This is a genomic window from Dickeya sp. CFBP 2040 (assembly GCF_012273755.1).
Taxonomy (GTDB): Bacteria; Pseudomonadota; Gammaproteobacteria; order Enterobacterales; family Enterobacteriaceae; genus Dickeya; species Dickeya poaceiphila.
Genome location: NZ_JAAVXH010000071.1, coordinates 1 through 1,618, shown reverse-complemented (window position 1 = coordinate 1,618; position 1,618 = coordinate 1). Strand labels below are relative to the sequence as shown.

Annotated in this window: 2 protein-coding genes; both read left to right on the top strand. The window is 48.8% G+C overall.

The window, feature by feature from the left end; translation table 11 throughout:
- On the top strand, nucleotides 1-447 hold a 447-nt coding region (locus Dpoa2040_RS08755), incomplete at its 5' end, for a methyl-accepting chemotaxis protein (RefSeq protein ID WP_246867275.1).
- Nucleotides 448-961: 514 nt separating this feature from the next.
- On the top strand, nucleotides 962-1,618 hold a 657-nt coding region (locus tag Dpoa2040_RS08750), incomplete at its 3' end, for a Tar ligand binding domain-containing protein (RefSeq protein WP_210423883.1).

Here is a 1,618-nt window from a genome sequence, read left to right as displayed (position 1 = left end):
GAGCAGGGTCGTGGTTTTGCGGTGGTCGCCGGAGAAGTGAGAAGCCTGGCGCAACGCAGCGCGCAGGCGGCGAAAGAGATTGAGACGCTGATCGGCGAGTCGGTCAACCGGGTAGATACCGGTTCTGCACTGGTACGTGAAGCGGGCAGCGCCATGGAAGTGATTATCTCCTCGGTATCGCGGGTGTATGACCTGATGGGGGAAATTTCGGCGGCCTCTGACGAGCAAAGCCGGGGTATTGACCAAATCGGCCAGGCGGTGACGGAAATGGACGGCGTGACGCAGCAGAACGCGACGCTGGTGCAGGAAGCCGCATTGGCGGCAGCAACGCTGGATGAACAGGCGCAGAGTCTGGCGGCGGCAGTAACGGCGTTCGATCTGGTAACTGCATCGGCAGCGTTGTACACGCCACGTACGGTTACTTTGGCGTTACACCTCCAGGATTAATCGGCTCAGTGGACCATTCATTTCACGTTGACTGGGAAACGCGCTAACCTCATCGTATCTCAATTTTTTCCTCTGGAATGCACCGACTTGCCGGTGCATTCGGCTGAATGCCGACGAGGTAGTTGGTTCGAAGCAGAAAAATAGAGGTAATAAAGAAATAAAATCCTTGAAATGAGATAGCCCGATCTTGGTCATTTTTATTTTTCTCATTTAAGGCTTGCTTAATTTTCACTCTATAGATTTAGAAGTGAAAATACGATGAAGGCATTGCCGGGTATGGTAGACTGAAAATAGTTCGATAAAAATCAGTGCGGTTTTATTGAACCGTAATATATATCAAAGTCAAGTGGTTTCTATTGGAAATAATTTGGTTTAGCCAGGGTTTGGCTTGTCACAATACGCGTCAGGTGAACAGTTGTGAAAAATGTTCATTATTTACACTGGTAACTCACCAAACGCAGGTGGCTATAACTAAGGAAGCGTTGAAGGCGCGACTCATTATCAGGAGCCTGTTATGAATATTTTAAGACACATTACCGTCAGACGAATGCTGTTAATTATTCTGACATTGTTTACCGTTATCTGGGGAATGGCATCCATCTTCACGCTGGGTTCATTCAGCAGCATGATTAATTTGCTGAATGACAATATGGCACAAAAGAAAAGTTACTCTACGCTGGTCAAAGGCAATGATCAGTATTTTCGGTCAGTGACCCGGATGTTGCGAGTGGTAGATTACTTGCAGATTGGCGATACGGAGAATGCACAGAAAACCCTGAGTGCAGCCGACAGTGCCTTGAAGAATAGCAAAGAGGCGCTGGAGCAGTTTAAACGCAGTGAGCACATCGGGGTAGATAAAGAGATCGTTCAGCAGATGGGCGAGGCTTGGGAGCGGTTGCTGCAAAGCGGCGTGGAACCCATGCTGACAGCGCTTAAGAACGGTCAGATGGATGATTTCCGTCAACTGTTTCGCAAACAATATCCGCCGTTGAGCGTAGATTTCGGTGGTATCGCGGATAAATATGCCACGGCGATTCAATCTGACGATGCCATCATTTCGGCCTCAAAACACCTCTCCCTCAACAAGGAACTGCTGCTGGCTGCGTTGATTCTGGGCATCATCGTACTGTTCCTGAGTGACCGTTATCTGGTGAATTATCTGGTGAAACCG